The 20,704-nt window shown below is 32.6% G+C and carries 14 protein-coding genes and 2 pseudogenes; 14 read left to right on the top strand and 2 right to left on the bottom strand.

Annotated features, from left to right (window positions below; all coding sequences use genetic code 11):
* Window positions 1–30 precede the first annotated feature (30 nt).
* Together PKC55_RS17520 and PKC55_RS17515 are read right to left on the bottom strand one after the other, a co-directional pair.
* A complete protein-coding gene (locus PKC55_RS17520) occupies window positions 31–1,074 on the bottom strand; it encodes a site-specific integrase (RefSeq protein WP_324373620.1) in 1,044 nt (347 codons plus the stop codon).
* A gap of 44 nt (window positions 1,075–1,118) precedes the next feature.
* Window positions 1,119–2,348 (bottom strand): tyrosine-type recombinase/integrase, encoded by a 1,230-nt coding sequence (locus tag PKC55_RS17515; protein ID WP_324373619.1) that lies wholly within the window; start codon window positions 2,346–2,348, stop codon window positions 1,119–1,121.
* A gap of 286 nt (window positions 2,349–2,634) precedes the next feature.
* Here PKC55_RS17515 and PKC55_RS17510 point away from each other — a divergent pair.
* The 14 genes and pseudogenes from PKC55_RS17510 to PKC55_RS17445 form a co-directional block, all read left to right on the top strand.
* Window positions 2,635–2,823, top strand: a pseudogene (locus PKC55_RS17510) (tyrosine-type recombinase/integrase); the annotation flags it as partial.
* Window positions 2,824–3,695: 872 nt separating this feature from the next.
* On the top strand, window positions 3,696–3,980 hold the full coding sequence (locus PKC55_RS17505) for a 7(1) septoil knot domain-containing protein (RefSeq protein ID WP_324373618.1): 285 nt from the start codon (window positions 3,696–3,698) through the stop codon (window positions 3,978–3,980).
* Between the two features lie 21 nt (window positions 3,981–4,001).
* Window positions 4,002–4,493, top strand: a complete 492-nt coding sequence (locus tag PKC55_RS17500; RefSeq protein WP_324373617.1) for a 3'-5' exonuclease — start codon at window positions 4,002–4,004, stop codon at window positions 4,491–4,493.
* Window positions 4,494–4,496: 3 nt separating this feature from the next.
* Entirely contained in the window at window positions 4,497–5,402 is a 906-nt protein-coding gene (locus tag PKC55_RS17495; protein ID WP_324373616.1) for a helix-turn-helix transcriptional regulator, read from the top strand.
* A 3-nt stretch (window positions 5,403–5,405) separates the two neighbouring features.
* Complete coding sequence (locus PKC55_RS17490) at window positions 5,406–7,259, top strand: DUF262 domain-containing protein (RefSeq protein WP_324373615.1); 1,854 nt, start codon at window positions 5,406–5,408, stop codon at window positions 7,257–7,259.
* Window positions 7,249–9,777 carry a GmrSD restriction endonuclease domain-containing protein gene (locus PKC55_RS17485; protein ID WP_324373614.1) on the top strand — a complete coding sequence of 843 codons (2,529 nt, stop codon included), beginning with the start codon at window positions 7,249–7,251 and terminating at the stop codon, window positions 9,775–9,777. Before PKC55_RS17490 ends, PKC55_RS17485 begins: the two co-directional genes overlap by 11 nt.
* A gap of 6 nt (window positions 9,778–9,783) precedes the next feature.
* Window positions 9,784–10,262 (top strand): annotated as a pseudogene (locus PKC55_RS17475) (ADP-ribosylglycohydrolase family protein).
* 25 nt (window positions 10,263–10,287) lie between these two features.
* Window positions 10,288–10,704: an ADP-ribosylglycohydrolase family protein gene (locus tag PKC55_RS17470; protein ID WP_324373611.1), complete on the top strand. Its 417-nt coding sequence runs from the start codon at window positions 10,288–10,290 to the stop codon at window positions 10,702–10,704.
* 4 nt (window positions 10,705–10,708) lie between these two features.
* Window positions 10,709–11,293: a metallophosphatase domain-containing protein gene (locus PKC55_RS18235; protein ID WP_524536949.1), complete on the top strand. Its 585-nt coding sequence runs from the start codon at window positions 10,709–10,711 to the stop codon at window positions 11,291–11,293.
* A gap of 1,196 nt (window positions 11,294–12,489) precedes the next feature.
* On the top strand, window positions 12,490–12,666 hold the full coding sequence (locus tag PKC55_RS17465) for a hypothetical protein (RefSeq protein ID WP_324373610.1): 177 nt from the start codon (window positions 12,490–12,492) through the stop codon (window positions 12,664–12,666).
* A gap of 58 nt (window positions 12,667–12,724) precedes the next feature.
* Window positions 12,725–13,129: a hypothetical protein gene (locus PKC55_RS17460; protein WP_324373609.1), complete on the top strand. Its 405-nt coding sequence runs from the start codon at window positions 12,725–12,727 to the stop codon at window positions 13,127–13,129.
* Between the two features lie 46 nt (window positions 13,130–13,175).
* Window positions 13,176–17,420: a DEAD/DEAH box helicase gene (locus PKC55_RS17455; protein WP_324373608.1), complete on the top strand. Its 4,245-nt coding sequence runs from the start codon at window positions 13,176–13,178 to the stop codon at window positions 17,418–17,420.
* Window positions 17,413–18,009 (top strand): hypothetical protein, encoded by a 597-nt coding sequence (locus PKC55_RS17450; protein WP_324373607.1) that lies wholly within the window; start codon window positions 17,413–17,415, stop codon window positions 18,007–18,009. The genes PKC55_RS17455 and PKC55_RS17450 overlap by 8 nt, the downstream gene beginning before the upstream one ends.
* 1,626 nt (window positions 18,010–19,635) lie before the next feature.
* Window positions 19,636–20,637: a phage integrase SAM-like domain-containing protein gene (locus PKC55_RS17445; protein ID WP_324373606.1), complete on the top strand. Its 1,002-nt coding sequence runs from the start codon at window positions 19,636–19,638 to the stop codon at window positions 20,635–20,637.
* Window positions 20,638–20,704: the final 67 nt, after the last annotated feature.

The raw sequence follows: 20,704 nt of genomic DNA, 5'->3' as shown, positions 1-20,704 counted from the left end.
ACGAAGGTCGTGTAATCTGTTGATTAATAGCTAAAAAAAGTTTTCACTGTGTCTTAAGCAATGATAGCTTAAATTGCCTTTAACACCTGCAAGAAATCCGATTTCATTAATGCAGTACCATATCCTGTCTCTATTCGGTAGTGGAAAAATAGGTTTTGCATTGTCGACCGTGTTGTATAACATTATAATTTGCTCAGCGATGGGATGTAATGGAATAAAAGCTTCAACTCCTGTCTTTTTTCGATATATTCTTATATAAGGACGGCCCTCAGCTGTACGTCCTATATGATGGGGGTATAGCCCTTTTACATCCACATAAGCTAGTGCGGTGAATGCTGAGAATATAAAAACTCTGCGTGTTAATTCCTGTAACTTATCGGACATGGGGTTTTCCATAATTGTTTTCAGCTCATTTCTGCTTATATGATATAGCTTGGCTGGTTCCTTTCTTTCGTACGGAACATCAGCGATCGGATTAAAACGGAGTATCTCCCTGTCAACAGCGATATAAATAAGCCTGTTCAGCCAGGTAAAACAATGATTGATATATCTAGAACCATATTCTTTACTCTTTAAAAACAGCTTAAACCCTTCTCCAAAATCTTCGGTAATATCTGTAAAAGCAATATCTTTCTTATTCAAGCTAAGGAGGTATTCATGTAAGTTATTTTGTGAAGTTTTTGATTGTCTATAGCTGGAGGTAGAGTTTATCTCAATTGAGCGAATTCGTAATCGCTCTCGTTCTTCTTCACCAGCTTTTAATAACGTGGTCGGAGCATTGTTTAAACCAGTAACTGTGTTTTTAAGAAGTTCTGCACTGATAACACCATGTTCTTTGAGTATATTCTGATAGGTCAGTTCTATATGTTTGCGGAACCTTAGCAATTGTCTGTTTTCTTTCTCTTTTTTAATTTCTCCTTTCTTGGTATTCCAATCTTCTGGATTACAAAATAATCCTGTTGTGATAGCCGTTCGCTTACCGTCGATAGAGATACGACAAAATATTGAGGTTGTACCGTCCGCCTTTACCTTATTACGGTCGATATAAAATAACATATTAAATGTACTGCGCATAATCGTTTTGTTTTAATAATTAATTTCAGTGATTTTAGTAGATTTTAAAGGATTAGTTCTAAATCTTTGGTTGCTTCAATATACTTGTCCATATCTTCGAAAAGTTTCTTAGGAGTAACACGTGCATATATCTGAGTGGTCCTTATGTCCCCATGTCCAAGCATTTTAGATACTGTTTCAATAGGAACACCTGCTTCAAGAGTTATTAAACTGGAAAAAGAGTGGCGTCCCATGTGATATGTTAATGGTCCTTGAATTCCCGTGATTTTACGTATACTTTGTAGATTCCATTTCAAAGTATTATATTCCATTTTAGGGAATAGGGTTTCTCTTGATTTATTTCTGTATTTCTCTATTAAGGCGATTGCTTCTGGTAATAGTTTTACCCGGCTAAGCTTGCCGTTTTTACCACGATTATATTTGAGCCATAGGGCATTGTCATCATCTCTGGAAAGATTATCATTTGTTATAGCTACTACATCGACAAAAGCTGTACCGGTATAACAAGCAAAAAGAAACATATCCCGAGTAGTGATATGAGACCAACGGTGTTCTTCAATTTCCAGGTCTCGGATTTTTTCAAAATCTTCGCGGCTAAGAGCTCTCGGAGGATTTTCTTTCTTCTTGAGTAGAGGATAATTCACAAAATAATGCTTATCGGAATGTCCTTCCTTAAAGGCAATACGGCATATCTTTTTTAATATAGCTAAATAATGCCGTACAGTTTCTACACCAAGTTTTTCCTCAAGTATAAGAAAATCCTGAAATTCGCGAATAAACTGTTCGTTTAATTGACTGAAAGCAAGATCTGAAGAGTTGCTGTTTTTCTTTATAAATGCAGCCAACCTTTTTCGGGTATAAAGATAATTTGGAAGGGTGCGATGAGATACATCTATGCCTATACGTGCTTTTACTTCTTCGATGTGGCGGTCAAAAAGTTTTAATAGCGTCATTTGTGTATCCATACTTCCCTGAAACAGATTCCTAACAGTTTCAGCATCGAAAGGCTGATTTAGTCCAATCAAAGAATTATAAGCTGTATTTACAGCCAATAATACGTTATCTAACTTGGCATTGATTTCTACAGCTTCTTTACTTTTACCGTTCAGACGGCTTTCACGGGGATTCCATAAATTTTCATCACAGGCAAGTTTACAACTGAACTGTACCATTGATCGGCCAACTGTGATTCGTCCCATAATGGGTGTCTTTCCTGATTTATTAGAACTACTCTTTTTCAGGTAGAGTAAAACCTTGAACTTTTCTTTTTTCATAACACTTATCATTTGTGGACTTTGCCGGCAATTCTTTGCCGACAAAGTTACCAGTTATACAAGTGCTCTCTGCTATGCAAAATGCTGATAACCAAAGAAAAAGAATCTGGTAGAAAATCTCTGTTCTGCACTTGGTTACCTATTTAGTTCGGTAACTATATAGCTAACGAATTGGTAACTGAAATGCTTCTGTATTCTATAGTGCTTTGCGTATCTAGTAAAATATAATAGTGTGAAATACAGCGATTTGAGTTTTTATTGCATTATTCTACTAGTCACGTTATTGTCACTACCTTTCCACACAGCCCGGCACACATTTGCGACCCTTATGCTTGCCAATGGTGTATCCATAGAGAATGTTGCTAAAATGTTGGGGCATTCTGATACTAAAATGACACGTCATTACGCTCAAATCTTAGATAGCAGTATAATGAGGGATATGGAGAAAGCTCAAGATAATATAAGGTTTGATTGAAGTATAAATTAAGCTTAGTAAAATGGAGTCATTCAGAGCAATGTTATTTATTGAGAAATTAAATAATAATGTAATTATATGTCGTTTTGAGTGACAAATAAAGTGATGTGTATATTGTATGCTTATTTGTTAAGCCTATAACAGCCTTTATTTTATCATCTTTTACTACAAGAGCTTTATCCTTTACAGCTTTTTTAGATCCAAGCTAGCTGTCACAGAGATATCTTTAGTATGTCATATATTCTTTACGTGAAAACGGCTCCCTAATGACATCTTTAAGCATTTCCATCCGATTTTAATTGGATGGAATAGTTCATGGTGGAAGTTAATACTCTGTTCCAACCCTTGATTGATATTATCTAAAAAAACTCATATAATGGATATAAAGCATCTTCTCTTTTAGCCTTTATTTTCGCTGTTTTGCATATACTGGATAACCTCCACAAAAGATAAATAAAGGTCTTGATTTAATTTTTTTTTCAAACATTTTATACCTCTGCCCTATTTTGGCTCAGCATCGATTTTTTTTTGTATTCTAAAACAGTCCGTGTATTCTGGTAAATTCTGTTTAACATCTCTTTTTTTATGATTAGATTTGTAGAATATAAAAATGTTAGAAGAATGCTAACAGATGTGTAGATTGTTGTTCTGATCGGTAAATCTGGTAAATTTAAAGAAATCAAGAATAATAAGTCTAAGCATGTTTGTACCCATATAAGGGCGCGGACTGTTTTCACTTATTTTGATTTCAGGCTTACCAGAGCCTACCGATTGAATAATTGAAATGGTGTTGCGTCCTTTCTTATACACAAACGCAAACGGAGATACCGAAAACCGATAAAGAGTAGGTGTGTTTTGTCTAAAAACTCATTATGGCAAAAGTATTTATAACAGACAAGGAAAGAAATGCTAATCTGAAAGTATTTTTAGTAAATAGAGATCGTGATGCTGATCTTTTGTATTTTGAAGTAGATAAAGACTATAAAGCAAAAGGTGACGCATTATGGTATTTGGTTGATAAAGATTACAGAGCAGATTTGAAAGTGTTTTTTGTTGATAATGCAAAAAAAGCAGATGTTACTGTTTTCAAGGTAGATAGAGAAAATAAAGTAAAATGGGTCAAAAATAATGATTGGTTTAAATTAATAAAGAAATAATAAGACGCACTAGCTTTTATTATGAAAAATTTTGTTGCCATAGATTTAGAGACTGCAAATACTAAAAGAAGTAGTATTTGCAGTCTTGGCCTTATTGTTATAGAAAACAGGATAATAACAGATCGTATCTACAGCTTGATAAAGCCAACCCCAAACTATTATAGCTTTTGGACTAGTGATATTCACGGCTTAAACTATTATGATACTATAAAATCCCCCTCTTTTTTTGATGTTTGGTCTGAAATATTGGAAAAGACTAAAGGTTTACCTTTTGTGGCAGATAATAGTCCATTCGATTCAGGTTGCTTAAAAGCTATATACGAATCATATGAAATTGTATATCCCGATTTTGACTTTCATTGCACATTGCGTGCTGCAAGGCAAAAATTACCGAATTTGGAAAACCATAGATTAAATACAGTAGCTCAATATTTTGGATATAATTTAGAAAACCATCATCACGCTTTAGCTGATGCCGAAGCATGCGCAATTATAGCAACCCACTTACTATAGATTATGGCAAAAGACTTATTTAAACGATACATTTGGCTCGTTGATACGATTTTCCAAGCAGGGAGAATTACCTTTGACGAAATCAATGATAAATGGGAAAGAAGTTCTTTGTCTGATGGAAATAGCCTTCCTAAAAAGACCTTTCATAACCATAAGGATACTATTGAAGAAATTTTTGACATAATTATTGTATGCGATGCTAAAGACAGTTATCGGTATTATATTGAAAATTCAGAGGATTTAGATAATGGAAGTATGCGTAATTGGTTGCTAAACACATTTACGATTAACAATCTGATTAGTGAGAGTCAAAAGCTAAGAAATAGAATACAACTTGAAGAAATCCCATCAGGGCAACAACATTTGACTCCGATAATTGAGGCTATGCGTGATAGCTATAAACTAGAAATCACATATCAAAGCTATTGGAAAGATCATGCCAGTACATTCGAAATAGAACCTTACTTGGTAAAGATATTCAAACAACGTTGGTATCTTATTGCTTACAGTGAGGGGATGGGGCGCATTATGATATACGCTTTGGATAGAATCCAACAACTATCTATTACTCAAAATAGATTTGACTATCCTAAAGATTTCAATCCAGAAGAATATTTCTATAATTGTTATGGTATTATTAATGATGAAAAGATTGAGCCATGTACGGTTAAGATGAAGACGAATTCTTATCAGGCGAAATATTTAAGAGGATTGCCTCTACATCATTCACAAAGAGAAATTGACGTAAGCAATGATGCAATAATCTTCGAATATTACATAAAACCAACTTTCGACTTCAAGAAAGAGTTACTGTCGATAGGTGCAGAAATTGAGGTGTTAGAACCGAAGTGGTTTAGAGAGGAAATGAAAGAACTAGTTAATACAATGTGTAATACATATAAACAATAATAAATGGGAAAAAATGTAATTGATCTTAAATCGGTAAATGAACTGTTGGGGTGTAAATTCTATATTCCCTCATATCAGAGAGGTTATAGATGGACTGAACAACAGATGAATGAGCTACTAAATGATCTCTGGACTTTTAAACAGAGGGTGTCCAGAGGAGAGGTCGCTAATGGAAAAGAATTTTATTGTCTACAGCCAATCGTTGTAAAAAACAGGAAAAAGGATACGGAACTGATAAGAGATGGTGAGTGGGAGGTTATTGATGGTCAACAAAGGCTGACTAGCATACTAATTCTTTTATCCTGCGTGCCAGAGATATTAAAGATTCTAAAGAAAGAACCTTTTGGTATAAGATTTGAAACAAGGCATGATAGCGAATCTTTCTTACAAAATATAGAATTGTCGAAGGAAAATGATAACATAGACTACTATCATATTTGTAAAGCATATAATGTCGTAAAAGAATGGCTTGAAAGTAAAGATGGATCTGAAGTTGTAAGTTTCATATCAGATATTTTGACCAAACCAACAGATGAAGAAAATAGAGGAAATAATGTAAGGTTTATCTGGTATGAAATAAAAGATGAAACAATAAATACAAAAGAAGTATTTCAACGTTTGAATATAGGCAAGATTCCTTTAACAAATTCAGAGTTGATTAAAGCCTTATTTCTGTCAAACAATAATAAAGAAGACAATACAATATTTCAACTACGTCAAAATGAGATAGCTCAAGAATGGGATCGAATGGAATATGCGTTTCAGGATGACCGGTTTTGGTTCTTCTTAAATGAGCAAACTGAAGAAAAAAAAGGTACAAGAATAGATTTCATATTTGATTTGTTAGTTAATAAAACTGATGAACAAAAGAAAAATGACCAGTATCGAAATTTTTCGTTTTTGAAATTTCAAGATCTATATTTGAAAAATAAAGATTCTAATGACTATTGGAGCTCTTTAAATATTTCTGATCTACATGATGCATGGAGAAAAGTACGTCAGAATTTCCAGATATTACAAGATTGGTATCATAATGAAGAATTATATCACTATGTAGGATTTTTAGTTTGTTATGGAACTAAGATTAATTCTATTTTGAATATTTATAAGAAAAGTAAAGGACACTTTGATTTCAAAAGTAGGTTAAGACTTGAAATAAAAAACAGACTACCGAATATTAAACTTAGAGAGATGAATTACTCCTCTTCTGGTGTAAAAGAAACCTTGCTACTATTCAATATTGAATCTATACTCAATCAGTATAATGAGTTAAAGATTGAATATAAAAACGACTTAAATTCAATGCCAATCAATCGCTTCCCTTTTGGCCTATATAAAGCCGAGAAATGGGATATTGAACACGTTCATTCACAGACGGATAACGAACTAACCTCTAAAGAAGATCAAAAAAAATGGTTACAATATGCTTTGCTCGAATCTGTTATTAAAGAAGAACTAGGGACTGAAATTGAAAATATTATTCAAAACATAGACAACATCAAATTTGATAATTTCCTGAGTCTCAAAAATAAAATACTAAAATTAGTGGACGAAGACTCTGAGAATGAAGAAAAAGACAATATCGCTAATTTGACTCTTTTGGATGCAAAGACAAATAGAGCATATAAGAATGCCTTGTTCCCAACTAAAAGAAACATAATAATAAGCAAAGATAAAGCAGGTACATTTATACCAATTTGCACCAAAAATCTTTTCCTCAAATATTATACTAGAACTCCCCAAAAAAGTGATAGATGGACGGCAGATGACATGACCGAATATTTGGATGCAATACAAAAAACATTGGAATACTATTACCCTCAACCTATAAGAGACAATGAACATAATGCCGAATAATAAAATAGAAACAAATAGCTTTTGGTCTTTATTTAAAGATACATCTATAGAAGTACCTAAAATCCAAAGAGATTATGCACAAGGACGCTTAGATTCAAAAATACAATCTATAAGAAATACATTTTTGAATGAATTGATAGAATTGATTGTGAATGATAAAAACAAAGAGCTTGATTTTATATATGGATCAATTCAAATAAGAAAAAACGAAAAAGGAAAAGAAGAAAATGTCTTTATACCTTTAGATGGACAACAGCGACTAACTACTCTTTTTCTTATTTATTGGTACTTATCTACAGACCGAACTGTATTTTGTAATTCGAAAAATGAGTCTCGATTTACTTACGAAACTCGTATTTCCTCTCGCCTTTTCTGTAATGAACTAGTAAACTATACAATAAATTATTCAGTACCAAATCTGACAGATTGTATAAAAGATACTTCTTGGTATTCGCAGTCATGGAATTATGATCCTACTATAAAAGCCATGCTAGTGATGATTGATGCTATTCATCTGAGATTTAAAGATTATTCGGAAGAGGAGCGGTCAATATTCTGGAATCGTTTGACATCCGAAAATGCTCCTGTCACTTTCCAATTATTGTATTTGGATGATTTTGCATTGACGGACGAACTTTATATAAAAATGAATGCCAGAGGAAAGGCTTTGACAGAGTTTGAAAACTTTAAGTCTTTCCTTGATGAAGAAATAGATTTGCAATATGGAGTGAATGACAAATTTTCAGAAAGATGGAAAGAGAATATAGATGGTGCATGGATGGACTTGTTTTGGAAGTATCGCAATAAAGCTGATGACAAGCTCTATGAAATAGATGATCAATACATTCATTTTTTCAAAAGTGTATTATCCATTCATTTAATAGCTAATGAATTAATTATTGATGATAATATAAAGAAAGATTATGTAATAGCTGATTTTCTTAAGAATGTAGATAATCTGAATATTGCTTTTATCAACATCTTAAATGATAGTACTAAAGAAATACCAAATTACATTTATAAAAAAATAGGTGTATTTACGAAAAAGGTTTTCGAAACGATTGAATCAATATTGGGAAATTTTGTTTACAAAGAAAATGGACAAAATATATTTCTTATCGACGAATATTTGAATAACTTGAAGGAGCTTGATTTCAATATCAGTTCATCTGTATTTAAAGAAAAAAATGGTCGTGAAATAACATTATTCGATACTTTTATAAATAGTAATGCGACATACAAGGCACGTGTCCTATTCTATGCTTTTACTCAATTCATAAAAAAGCATGGGATTAATCTGAAAGATAATGATATTATACGCAAGGAGTTTTTTCAATGGATGCGTATAATTCGTAATTTGGCAGAGAACAGGCAATTTAATGATTTTAACGATTTCAAACACTCTATTCTTTCAGTTGACAAGCTGATAAAAGTTGATAATATATTGAATTATTTTAGCGATCCAAATAATTCAATAGACGGATTTAATGGGCAACAGATTGAAGAGGAGCGAATAAAGGCTTGCCTATTGTTGCGAGATAATCAAGAATTGACAAAAAAAATAAGAGAAAGTGAAGAACATAAATATTTTTTAGGTCAGATTGACTTCTTATTAAACTTCTCTGGAATAGATCTCAATAATGCATCAAACTGTGATCTTGAATCTCTTATCCCAATATTTGATAAATACAAAAGTGCGAGTGAAACTATATTCAATAGAGAAGGGTTAAACGATAATATTCCCAACTTCTTATTCGAAAGGACAATCCTTTCATTCGATGATTACCTATTTCAGAGAGGTAGAAATTGGAGTTTTTTAGTTAATAATGATCGTGATATAAGCTGGAAGCGTATGCTAAACGAGCAAGACAAAGATAGAACTGTAGCTAGACGAAATGTTTTAAAATCCTTAATTGATCATAACCTATTTGATTTACATCATCTGAACAAATCTCTGGGTGATGTAATGAAAATGAACTTGGCTAAACTTGATAATGGTGACTGGCGAAAAATATTTATTGAAGATCAGCGTGTATTAGAATATTGTGGATCTTACAAGTTAGCTCGATGGGAGGATGAGGATAAAATCTACCTATTACAGAAGGAGAGAATGAGCGGAGCACATGCTGAATATCGGTCTTATGCTTTATTCTTGAAATATAAAGATATGGAAGAAAAGTTTGCTCCATTTCAAATTAACTATTATAGCCCATCTGGCACAGATGATTTTCCTTGCTTATATTTGGAGTTAGAGAAGAAAACCAGTAATAATATTTCTATAGATATTCATTACCTAAAGCTTGGAGATTCTGATGAATATGCATATCAATTAAGTATCTTTCAAAGATCAAGAAATTATCAAGCATATTTTGAAAAACTGAATTTAGAGAATGAAGGTTTTTTCTGGGTGCAAGAGTATTGGAACCGCTATATATACATAGCGAAGGACTTGAATGATCTTAATCTGAAAACTAAAAAATTATATCAAAAAGTTCTGGAAATAGAAGGATTATTATAATTCTATATAGATAGTATCAAATCACTCATATTCGGGCAAGCCATAGGTGACGCACTAGGGCTTGTCTCCGAATTTATGACCGAAGAAGAAGTAAGACACTTTTATCCAAACGGAATACGTGCATATGAAGATATAATAGAAGACAGGCATCTTAGCTTGTGGCAAAAAGGAGCATGGACGATGACACTGATCAGATGCTTTGTGTTTTAGATAGTATTGTTGAACACAAAGCTATAAACCTGACAGATATAGCCACACGTTTTGTTTTCTGGAAACAAACCATTGGTATTGGTATCGGGAGGCATACCCTTAATGTATTATCATTGGGCGATTATGTTGATAATCCATTTAAAGCCTCTAAACTAGTTTGGAATATGTCGAACAGGCAGAGTGCCACTAATAGTGCAATCATGCGAACGGCAATACTTGGTTGCTGGCATTATACCGATTGGGGAGACGTTAAATCTAATACCGAAGGTATGTAAGCTTACACATTACGATCCGCGTTGCATGGCTTCTTGTGTTATTATTACTTATATTGTTCATCGGCATTTGGCTAATCAGGTAGTTCTAAAATCAGATATTCTCAGTATAGCTAATGAGTACAACTCTCGTACTACGGAGTATATCGAATTGGCATACCAAAATAATATCAATGCTCTTGCATTGGACGAATACGGTAAGATTGGCTATACACTCAAAACCCTGAGTGCCGCATTGTGGGCTTATAACTATTCCTCTGATTTTTATTCTGGTATAAGGACTATTATAGAAAAAGGTGGTGATGCTGATACAAATGGAGCTGTGACGGGAGCATTATTGGGTTTGAAATTTGGATTAAACTCTATTCCGAAATCTCTAATCAAAAATTTAGTTGGAAACGATATATTAGTCAATAAAATAAATAGTTTTATAGCCTTGCAATGAAAATATTATTTGTATCAGATACACACGGACAGCACAGAAAGCTGAAGATGTTTCTTCACGAGGAGAAGAACATGAAATAGAAGATTTTATTAATTGGTTTTCAAAGCAAAACTATCAATATAAAATATTTATTGCAGGCAATCACGATTTCTACTTTGAGGATGAATCCGTAGATCGAATTCAAAAAATACTATCACTAAATTCTTACTACCTATGTAATTCGGGAATAACTATAGAAGGAATCAACATCTGGGGGGCACCCATTACACCAACATTCTTTAACTGGGCATTTAACCGAGATCGGGGTAAGGAAATATCTAAATATTGGGATAGGATATTAGAAAATACAGATATTCTGATTATACATGGCCCTCCGTTTGGTGTTCTTGATTTGATAAAATCAGGCCTAAATATTGGGTGCGAAAATTTGTCCAAAAAGGTAAAATCAATTAGCCCTCGATATCATTTATTTGGTCATATACATGAAGCTTATGGTACATATGAAGATGACAGAACATTTTCTGCGAATAGAAGTATATTAGATCAAAATTACATGATGGCTAATAAACCTATCATAATTGAAATATAACTAGATGATCTACTACTTTAAATTACAAAAGCATCATTTTGGAAGAATAGAATAAAATACCAAAAGCCAATAAGTATTTTATGGTAATCATTTTTATTTAATTCGATATAGGATATTGGACAAGGTGTGTTAATTGAGGGTCGTCCACTCGGGAAATCATCATTGTCATCATCCTTATGTGGAGTATACTTTAAGATAACCTGCTTATCTATTAAACTATCATCTAAACAAAACTTCAAATAGAATATATTAATTTCTTTATCAATGGTTTTTACAAAATAGAATGTTGATCGGTCTCACATTCCTCAGACTAATTTGATTCATGATTTTGTATAAGTTGATAAGTCTAGAAGATTGGGTGGTGCTGCTTATGGTGATTCTTACCATTACAGGAGCTTTTCCCTCTTTCAAATTGTTCTTTTCAGGTAGAATATCACCCAGAACATACGAATTTTGAATAATCTGGTAATTTGTTTGATTATCAGTATTATATATTTTTTTTCGTCCTATCACCAATCGAAGAAAAGACAAATAAAGCATAGTAAAGTAGGCGAACGGTTTCCTAATTGTTACCCGATACGAATCGATATTTTGTTTATATGTGTGTTTTTCAGTTTTTATCTTTTTTTATAGCAGTAAATAAATCAATTAAGAATAATTTTGTAAATGAAAAGGATAGTATTAACTGCAGTTACTCCAATGTGCTATTTAATAGCGCTAATTACTTAGGTTATTTTCTTAATGCTTCGTAAATCTACGCTAAAAATGCCCTAATAAGCCGATGGGTTCGACTCCTCTAAACATCCCAAGAGGTTTAATGACCGCAGTAAGTAAGCGGAAACACTATTAATATCCGCTATAATAAACGCAAAAACGTATGGTATTAGCTAATTCCAAATCAGATTAAAGTTATAGGATTTGTCGTATTACATATACAAAATCCGAAAGAAAAAGATGTCAGAACTACTGCCCACATAGAGCCGACGGGAAACCTCGCAAATGCTGATAAGTTGCGCACTCACCTCAATAGAAAACCTTATTCCTTATCCTGATAGGATCAAGAACAGAACACACGCCATCGGATAGAGACCGCAGGGAGAAACGGAAAATAAGCCACAAGCAATTCTGGCGTTGCAGGTTACGTTGTCGGGTACACCCGAAGATTATGCAGCGCATACAAGCCGAGGGAAAGTTGAGTGAATGGACCAATCGCAAAATGCGGGCTACAACGAGGTATAGACGGTTCGGATGCAAGGTATATATCTAGCTTGCAGTATTACAGTGATTTGTATGCCAAGAACGAAGATTTGAAAGAGTACATCGCCGAGTTGGTGGAACAGAAGCAGGAAAGGGATTATTTATTTAATTCATAATAAGTAATTTGTAAATAAATTAGTTAAATTTGTTTTGATAAATATTATTTTATTGTAAATGAAAGAATATAAGTATAAATCAATTATTGACTTTGGCATTTATCAGGATCTCACTTTGATAGAAGCAGTACAAGCTGATTTCAATTTCATAAATGAAAACTTAATTAAGAAATCTGACTTTTTTGTTAGTTTAGACACGATACATAATATAGCTTCCGCCAACAGAATTTCGTTATCCGATGAGGCGTATTATGCATCATATTGGAAAGAAGGAGTTGCAAATGAATTTAAACTTAACGGGTTTGATATTCTTGTCCCCCTTTTTAAAGATCAAGAGATTGATAATTCATTTAATGACAGTTGTAATTATGATACAGATTGGGACTCAGCATTTGATAATTCATATTATAACGATAACTTAGATATGGATCAACAAAGTCCAGAGTTCTGGGATAGTTTATAATTGAGAAAATAATATTATAGCTATTCAAATAAATTCGCATACCGCCATGATTCAACTTCAAGCAGGATATATACTTGATTGCGTAAAAGATAAATTGAAATCGGACTACAAATCATCAGAGGTCGAAGGACTTTTGAGGCAGCTTTCCTATTTTGATATTGAAGTAAGCTCAACCTCAGACTATAAAAACAATTCAAATTTAGAGCAAATACTTTCTGTTGCGCATAATATTATTTCAAGAGGTTTACCAACACGTCCAAGCCTTTACTTGGAAAATAAAATCTTACACGCATTCAACTTAACCGAGCTAGATGAAAAATTGCATGATATCGGAACTATACGGCATGAATTAAAAATTGAAGAAACACTAACAGAAAAACTCTTTCGTGCGTTACATATTATAGATCCAAACTTGAATAATCACGGTATTTCTAAGCAAAAAATCAATACTTGGGAAAATTTAGGGAGTCTTTTTGAAGAAAACTTTTTGTACGAGCAATTACCCAAATACGCTTCGCCTATTTGGGTTCAGTTACTTGAAACGCAACGAGAGTTAGAAAATGTTTTGCGATTTTCAACCATAACAGAAGATGAAGTTGAAAAATACTTAAATGGGACGATTAAAATATTCAATGAACAACGATTAGACTTTTCCGTTGAATTCCCATACAAGATTAAGGGGCAAAGAGGTTTTGTAATTGAAATAGACGGAAGCCAACATGAAAACTACCCGCAAAATCTCATTGACGTAGACAGAGATAATGCAACAGAAAAAGCAAAATGGGGAAAGGCTATAAGAATTAAAACAAGCGAATGGGAAAGTATTGAGAGCAAAATAAGTCCAATCAAGCAATTTGAAAACGAACAATTTTTTAATTTTCTAAAGCAAAATTTTGAAAATCCGCTTTATAACGAAAAAGAGGGATTGACAGCATTGGAGTTATCCTTAATTCCTTTTGCCGTAGCACGAATTGAAAAGACACTTATTCATTTACTTTTTGAAGGTATACTAAACATCAATGCTAGTGGATGGGACATTGCCATAATTGAGCGAGACATTCCTTGTGGTGATTTAGCAATAGAAGATTTTGAAGAATTGATAAGCTGTCTTCTTAAATTAAAAGGCGATACAGAAAAACTACCCAAAATCAATGTATTTGTTGAAAGAAACGAAAGATTTGCTAACGCAAAGCTTCGTTCAACAAACAATATTGATAAAAACAAGAAATATGATTTGCTAATTGATATTTCTATTCTTCAAAGAAGTGGTTTAACTAAAATAAATGATAGTATTAATGCGATAACAAAGGTTTTAATACGCTCTGTTCATTCTCCAAAAACTGTAAGAAACTTTAAAACTACGAGTTTAATTTCTTATAAAGTACTAGGGGAAAAGAATACTCAAAAAAACATTTTCATTGAGGATAAGAAACAAGTTGAAGTATTAGAAAAACTTGTCCAAACGATTTTCAGAAAAACAAGTTTTAGAGCAGGGCAAGTCGAAATCATTAACAGAGCAATTCAAGGGTTTAGTGTAATAGGGTTGTTGCCAACAGGCTCAGGGAAGTCTTTGACTTATCAACTTACATCTTTGTTGCAACCTGGAATGACTATAATCATTGATCCGATTAAATCGTTAATGAAAGATCAATTTGAAGGACTATTAAAAAACGGAATTGACGGAGCTGTTTACATCAATTCTTCCTTAAATCAAAAGCAACGAAAAATCGCATTAGAGAAAATCAAAAAAGCACAAACTATCTTTGCCTTTGTTTCGCCTGAAAGATTGCAGGACAATACATTTAGAAAAGAACTTTTGGAAACAAGCAACTTGAATAATCATTATTTCAGTTATTGTGTAATTGACGAGGCACATTGTGTTTCAGAATGGGGACACGATTTTAGAACCTCATATTTGCGTTTGGGTGACAATGCAAGAAATTATTGCATTGCAAAAGACAAAAAATGTTTACCTTTCTTCGCTTTAACAGCTACAGCATCATATGACGTTCTTTCTGACATTCAACGAGAACTTGATATTCCCGAAGAAGCAGCAATCATAAGGCTTGAAAAATTAGATCGCCCAGAAATTCAATTTAAAATAATTGATGTAACTGCCGATATCAAACCTGAAAACGGTTTAGGTTGGGGAAATAAACAAGCATTGGGCGAAGCAAAACAATATCAGCTAGTCCAAGAGCTAAACCAGATACCTAAATATTACGACGAATTATCCAATACTGAAAGCATAATAGAAGAAGCTAAAAAAGTTTTTAACGGAAAAGATATACGCTTACCAAACTTCAATCCCACAACATTTTATCAGCGAAAAGGCAGAGAAAGCAATGCAGGCTTAGTTTTTTGTCCGCATAGGAATTGGTATTTCGGGGTAATGGATAATGCAAGCAAGTTATCAAAACAATTTGAGGACATTAAAATAGGTACTTTCTTAGGAAGTGACGGAGTAAAAGAAAGGGATAATGAGAATGACAAAAGCCAATCGGCTTTTGTTAATCACGACTTGGATTTGCTGGTAGCAACAAAGGCGTTTGGAATGGGAATAGACAAACCGAATATTCGCTATGTCCTGCATTTTAATTATCCAAGTTCCATTGAAAGCTACTATCAGGAAGCAGGTCGTGGTGGTCGTGATAGAAAATTGGCTTTAGGCTTGATTCTGTTCAACAAACAGGAAGTTACAACTTCCGAAAAAACAGAAGCGGTATCGGAAGATGGAGAAATAGCAGAAGTAATTGAAGAAAGAACTGTTTCTATTGACAAAGATATCTTGCAAAGTTTCCATAGAAACAACTTTAAAGGAATTTCAAAAGAAAAACGCCTGTTAGCTGAACTTCTGACCGAAATAAAGTTTCCTTCTCACAGAATTATAAATTACATAGAAGAGCTTGTTTTTGAAGAGTTCTCGGTTTCTGTCAGACTTAACGCAATAACAGGAAATACAAGTAGACAAGTTTTGTATATAAATCAGAACTTTGGAAGTATTTATTTAGATAGAGATAACCTACCTTTCTATCCTACTCAAAATTCGCAGCCAGAGGCAAGTAAAATTGCTAACTTTATTCAGAATATCATATTAACGGAAAAACCAAGCGGACTAACTGCTTTTTCGTGGCTTACTCAATTCACAGAAGCTGAATCGCAGCCGGGAATTGAAAAACTATTATCGGACACAAATTCAAAAGATGATTTTCAAATAATCATTCCTTTTATAAACAATGTAATTGAACGAATTGCAAAATATCTTACAGATAATAGTATTACGTTTACCGAAAGAATGGTAAAAGAAGCACAGAATTTTTGCAATGATAAAGATGAATTTATTACCAACTTGGAAAAGCAATTTGAGAAGGCAAATGAAAGACAAGCCATTTCAATACCCGAAAACCTAAAACCGACCATTCATAATTTATTTACTCAAATCAGGAACGAAGAAGATACATACAAAGCTATTTACAGGCTATCTATCATTGGAGTTGTAGACGATTATACAGTTGACTACAATTCAAAAACCATAACGGCATACATAACTAAGAAACCTAACGGACATTATACGCAAAAGCTGAAAGAGTATCTGTTGCAATACAACAGCCCTGAAAAAACAGATGAAAAACTGGAACGACTGCCATTCTATAAGGGTAATACCGAAATTCAAAAATGCTTGGGCTTTTTGATAAAGTTTGTTTATGAAGAAACGGCCATTCAACGAAAGGCAGCTATTGATGCAATGGAAGAAGCCTGTGCAATCGGACTTGAAGAAAAAGGAAGTCAAAAATTCAAAGAATTTATTGATTTGTATATGAACTCAAAATATGCAAGACCTCAATACTTGCCCTGTGATACTGATAGAGGTTTGAAAGCAGATTTTTCAATCGTAGAAAAATATATGGATTTGGTAAGAACAGAAGTTGGCGAGATCAATAATTTTAAACATTTGAGAGGAGCAACAACTCGGCTTTTAGTACAACGCCCCGATAACTTTGTTTTTATTCTTCTCAAATCCTTTTCTGTAATTCTCATTGAAAGGGAGAATGAAAACTTTATAAAAGAAGCCCAAATTGATTTTGTAAATGGATTCCTGAAAGTACAAGAAACAACTAAAGGCGATATTCAGTCGATAAAACAAAAGGTTGATATATTTAAACAAAAAATAAACGGATTTGATTTGAAAGCCGTTGAAAAAATTGAGGATGTAGAAAGTGTCTTATATCTTAATTTGCACTCTAATTGGCTGACAAACTTTAATAATAAATTTGAAGGAAATTATGATTGACCAAAAGATTAATGAGCAATTGGGGTTGCTCCAAAAAGAACTCGAAAAATTAAAATCTGCAACTCAATATATTGAGGATGCAAAAGGCAATTCAGATAGAATTATAATGGAGCTTGAAATTGTTCAGCAAAATTATGCAGTCTATACAGATAAGATTTTCAATCTCTATAAACAATATGTAAATGATCTAAAGAAAAACACCGAAATACAAATTAATGATGGAGTTTTAAACTTTGAAACTACAGGAAATAGAATAGACGCAATAAACAAAGAAAAGCTTGTTGAAACTAAACGACTACTAGAGCAATACAGAAAAATTGTAGAGGCAACAGACAATTTAGTTAAGACTTTAGAAACAGTTAACTTTCCAACAAGACTATCTGCTATTGATATGAACATAAAGGCTGTTAATACTGCATTTAATGAGGCTAAAGAATCAATGGAAAAGAAATCATCAGACAATCATGTATTATTAATACAGCGGCTTAATCAACAAGATAAAGAGATTAAGATGATTAAAACGATCCTATTCTCTATTAGTGGATTAGTTGTTATTGGAATTGTTACTATAGTCTTTATGTTAAAATGAGAAAAAGATGTCTTATTCCTACTAAACTAATTAACTTTCTGATATTGCCTTTTTAATACATAATATTTTCAATTTGGACGATTTTATATATTTGACACAAGGTATATTTCAAGCACGAAACGGCAATACCAAGCCCTTTGGGTTTAACTGAGAATCACCATACCTATACCAAGCTTCGAGTAGTATTTTCTTTAAAAGTGCTGCCTTATCCGCTCTTTTTATAAGATAGATGTTTATCTAATAAAAAGGATATATATTGGATATTTCAAGAAATAGCTTACTCTTATGCGGAATTATATGAGAATATTGCATCGCAAAATGCCCAAATAAGAACGTTTTTCAAATTGTTACCTAAGTTTTCTAGAAACCTAACTAACATTTTGTTAATTTGAGAGTTGTAATCAATTTGTATATTTTAAGATAGAATAAAATATTGAATGTACTTCTTGCTATCACTCTAATTTTTTGTTTCAATTTTAATTTAGTTAGCGTTATTCGGTGCTATGTATATGATCTAAACTGCTGCATAAGTGAGGGATAAATATTAATTTAACAGAGATGCTCCGGTGATGGTTTGGTAGCTAAATGTACCGTCAATTTTGCTTTTTTATATGTTTATTCTCTATTGTCCTAAAGAACCATTTTACTTAATCTATCATATAAAAGCAATCATATCATAAAACTGCTGCATCATAAAGAAAAAATGATTGGATGAATTTTGCCTTTCAGCAATACCTCCAAGATTTTGGATAGAATCCTGAAATATTTTACTCTCATTATACATCTTCATGGAAGAATCAAAGCCTTGATATTTAATGTTCGTAATGTTCTTATAAAGATGAATTATCTTTATATAATTTCAATATCCCCATCCCTATGCAGATACTGAACCATTGTATCAGATTCTGACAAAGTTGCAATGACTCTATCTGGACAAGCAATATCTTTTTCTTTAAAAACATTTTGAATATTCTTTATCAGGCAAGCTTGGTCAAAGTTTATATACTTATTAGTCTATCTAATCTCTTTCGATTGCTCAATCTTTTCTGATATAGCAACAATAGATGAAATAATACTATTGTAATATTATAATCAGGAATCATAGAATAAACGGTGATATTAACTTTCTAATGGGTATTTTATCTGTTAAAAAAGACCTACATAGCATAATACCTATAAAATAGATATGAATAATAAGATGTTCTTAATATATTAAATATCAGAAAAAAGATATAAAATTATTTGTTTTTATATGGAACAGAACCTATATTTGTATTACTACTTTTTTGCTCCTGATTCTCATGTAAAACAGGGCATGTCAAAGAAATATCGTCTACGTTTTAACAAATTTTATGAGGGGGACACAGGTTCGAATCCGTTATTGACCAGAACTAAGTGTCGTCAAAATGTAACTATTCGACTACTCTACTACTACTTTCTTAATATGCAGATAATTAGATGAATATGATTTAACTGATAAATAATTAAAACTTAAAAACTAAAAACAATTGATTAACACAACATTATAAACATACATTCTATTAGAATAAATCTAAAACATACTTAGAAGATTAATAATTTCTAGGTATGAATTTATTGTTATTAATGTGGTACACAGCATAAAAAATGAAAAGCACATTTAATATCTTATTTTTTATCAAGAAGAATGAAGTCAAACAGAATGGATATTGCTCCATTATGGTGCGAATAACAATAGATGGGGAGTATCTTCAGTTTAGTACAAAACTAGAGATCCTTCCACATCTCTGGAATCAGAAAAACGGAAGTGCTTCCGGGCGGACTATTGTAGCACGGCAGGTTAATGATCATTTAATCACTATCCGTTTTGATTTGCATAATCATTATCGAAAATTATTAGACAAATACGGAAAGGTCTTCCCTCTGATGGTCAAAAATGCCTATTTAACTCCAGAAGACTACTATATGTTAGGATATCAATTTGAAGAACAACTGAAACATTTGAAATCTCGGATCGGCAAAAACCTAACAAAAGAAACTTATTATAGATATGAATTAACCTGGCGTCGGTTGCAAAACTTTATCAAGGAAAAATATAACTCGTCAGATATTCCGCTAGAGAAAATAAACCTACGGTTTTTAGAGAAATTTTATTTATTCCTCAGGGAAAAGCATGATTGTGCCAATGATACGGCACAGAAATTTATGCAAAAACTGGAGGCTGTCTTAATATACGCAGAAAAGATACGGGTGATACCATCCAATCCTTTCTTATTCTATACATATCAATTTGATAAAAAGAAGCCTGTTTATCTCACTAAACAGGAAATAGACCGTATCTGGAAAAAACAATTTAAAACACCACGCTTAACTTTGGTAAAAGACTTATTCATTTTCTCGTGTTACACCGGCCTGTCATTCGCTGAGATTTGCCATTTACGAAAAGACAATATTCAAAAAATGAATGATGGTAACTCTTGGATATTTATCAAAAGAAAGAAAACTGATGTAATGTCTTACATTCCGTTGCTACCAATTCCTATACAATTGATAGATAAATACCAATATGCTAAAAATGAAGATCTTGTATTTAATACGTATACTAATCAAAAGACCAATGAATATCTGAAGGAAACAGCAGTCATTTAGAAAAGGGAGAGCAAATGACGGTAATTAAAACTTAATCAGCGGATTAAGCAAAACGGTTCTTTTGACC

Source organism: Dysgonomonas sp. (assembly GCF_035323175.1).
In the GTDB taxonomy this organism is placed as follows: domain Bacteria; phylum Bacteroidota; class Bacteroidia; order Bacteroidales; family Dysgonomonadaceae; genus Dysgonomonas.
The sequence above is the reverse complement of the archived record's forward strand: the minus strand, read 5'-3'. Positions and strand labels throughout refer to the sequence as shown.

What these genes read in the sequence shown, in the direction of transcription:
- PKC55_RS17520 (WP_324373620.1), bottom strand. Translation starts at nt 1,074, where the DNA reads ATGCGCAGTACATTTAATATGTTATTTTATATCGACCGTAATAAGGTA.
- PKC55_RS17515 (WP_324373619.1), bottom strand. Translation starts at nt 2,348, where the DNA reads ATGAAAAAAGAAAAGTTCAAGGTTTTACTCTACCTGAAAAAGAGTAGT.
- PKC55_RS17505 (WP_324373618.1), top strand. Translation starts at nt 3,696, where the DNA reads ATGGCAAAAGTATTTATAACAGACAAGGAAAGAAATGCTAATCTGAAA.
- PKC55_RS17500 (WP_324373617.1), top strand. Translation starts at nt 4,002, where the DNA reads ATGAAAAATTTTGTTGCCATAGATTTAGAGACTGCAAATACTAAAAGA.
- PKC55_RS17495 (WP_324373616.1), top strand. Translation starts at nt 4,497, where the DNA reads ATGGCAAAAGACTTATTTAAACGATACATTTGGCTCGTTGATACGATT.
- PKC55_RS17490 (WP_324373615.1), top strand. Translation starts at nt 5,406, where the DNA reads ATGGGAAAAAATGTAATTGATCTTAAATCGGTAAATGAACTGTTGGGG.
- PKC55_RS17485 (WP_324373614.1), top strand. Translation starts at nt 7,249, where the DNA reads ATGCCGAATAATAAAATAGAAACAAATAGCTTTTGGTCTTTATTTAAA.
- PKC55_RS17470 (WP_324373611.1), top strand. Translation starts at nt 10,288, where the DNA reads ATGGCTTCTTGTGTTATTATTACTTATATTGTTCATCGGCATTTGGCT.
- PKC55_RS17460 (WP_324373609.1), top strand. Translation starts at nt 12,725, where the DNA reads ATGAAAGAATATAAGTATAAATCAATTATTGACTTTGGCATTTATCAG.
- PKC55_RS17455 (WP_324373608.1), top strand. Translation starts at nt 13,176, where the DNA reads ATGATTCAACTTCAAGCAGGATATATACTTGATTGCGTAAAAGATAAA.
- PKC55_RS17450 (WP_324373607.1), top strand. Translation starts at nt 17,413, where the DNA reads ATGATTGACCAAAAGATTAATGAGCAATTGGGGTTGCTCCAAAAAGAA.
- PKC55_RS17445 (WP_324373606.1), top strand. Translation starts at nt 19,636, where the DNA reads ATGAAAAGCACATTTAATATCTTATTTTTTATCAAGAAGAATGAAGTC.